Origin of the sequence: Brevibacterium sp. R8603A2, from assembly GCF_023072605.1 — a bacterium.
Taxonomy (GTDB): Bacteria; Actinomycetota; Actinomycetes; order Actinomycetales; family Brevibacteriaceae; genus Brevibacterium; species Brevibacterium pityocampae.
Genome location: NZ_JALLGN010000035.1, coordinates 1 through 1238, shown reverse-complemented (window position 1 = coordinate 1238; position 1238 = coordinate 1). Strand labels below are relative to the sequence as shown.

2 protein-coding genes and 1 other annotated feature are annotated in these 1238 nt (G+C 65.2%); both genes read left to right on the top strand.

Going from position 1 to position 1238, the window contains the following annotated elements; genetic code table 11:
• Window positions 1-61: 61 nt before the first annotated feature.
• Window positions 62-373, top strand: a complete 312-nt coding sequence (locus MTQ12_RS14755) for a transposase (RefSeq protein ID WP_137319294.1) — start codon at window positions 62-64, stop codon at window positions 371-373.
• Window positions 331-465: a sequence feature (AL1L pseudoknot), on the top strand. (Overlaps the previous gene by 43 nt.)
• On the top strand, window positions 370-1238 hold an 869-nt coding region (locus MTQ12_RS14750; protein WP_247619219.1), incomplete at its 3' end, for an IS3 family transposase. (Overlaps the previous feature by 96 nt.) The genes MTQ12_RS14755 and MTQ12_RS14750, both read left to right, overlap by 4 nt.

Here is a 1238-nt window from a genome sequence, read left to right as displayed (position 1 = left end):
TGAATCGTCCTTGGTTTGATTGAGGGTAAGCCAAACATCCTGAAAGGACATCGATTCTCTGATGGCCCCGTCGAAATACCCCCAAGAACTCCGTGACCGGGCGACCCGGTTGGCCGTAGAGGCCCGTCATGATCCGGCGACCCGCTCTGGTGCGATCGCGCGGGTCGCCGAGCAGACCGGCATCGGCAAGGAGACCCTGCGCAACTGGGTCCGCAAGGCCGAGGACGCCGACCTGCCCGTGGAGCCGGTCGACACCGAAGCCCGAATCCGACAGCTCGAGGCTGAGAACCGCGAGCTGCGGCGTTCGAACGAGATCCTGCGCTCAGCGACAGCGTTTTTCGCCAAGGCGGAGTTCGACCGCCCACAGAGGTGATCGTCGCCTTCGTCGACGAGAACAAGCACCGCTGGGGGATCGAACCGATCTGCCGTGTCCTGACCCAGGACCACGGGATGAAGATCGCCCCGGGAACCTACTACGCCTTCAAGAACCGACCGCCCAGCGCCCGGTCCGTCCGGGACGCCGAGCTCAAGGAGCACATCATGGCCATCCACGCCCACCGGCGTATGCGGGTCTACGGGATCCGGAAAATCCACGCCGAGCTCAACCGCAACGGGGTCCCTGTGGCCCGCTGCACCGTCGAGCGGCTCTGCCGTGAACTCGGGGTCCGCGGCACCGTCAGGGGCCGCTATCCGCGCACCACGAAGCCGTCGCCGGAGACGAATCGACCCGGTGACCTGGTCAGACGCGACTTCACCGCCACCGCTCCGAACAGGCTCTGGGTGGCCGATCTGACCTACGTCCGGACCGAGTCCGGGTGGGTCTACGTCGCTTTCATCCTGGACGTGTTCGCCAGGATGATCGTGGGCTGGCAGACCTCGACCCGGATGTACACCGATCTGGCCCTGGACGCACTGAACATGGGCCTCTGGACCCGTAAACGTGCAGGTCAGAACGTCTCCGGACTCAAGCACCACAGTGATCGAGGAGTGCAGTACAGGGCCCTGCGGTACACCCAGGCCCTGGAGGAGGTCGATGCCGTGGCCTCCGTGGGGTCCAAGGGCGACTCGTTCGACAATGCCATGGCCGAAGCGCTGAACTCGCTCTACAAGGCAGAGTTGATCCACCTCGACGGGCCCTGGGCCGGCCGGGAGGACGTCGAGGCCGCGACCGCGGACTGGGTCCACTGGTTCAACACCGAACGGCTCCATTCCATGCTCGACTACCAGACCCCTGCCGA

Bases quoted from the DNA above. Each gene is read 5' to 3' on its own strand.
- MTQ12_RS14755 (WP_137319294.1), top strand. From the start codon at position 62: ATGGCCCCGTCGAAATACCCCCAAGAACTCCGTGACCGGGCGACCCGG.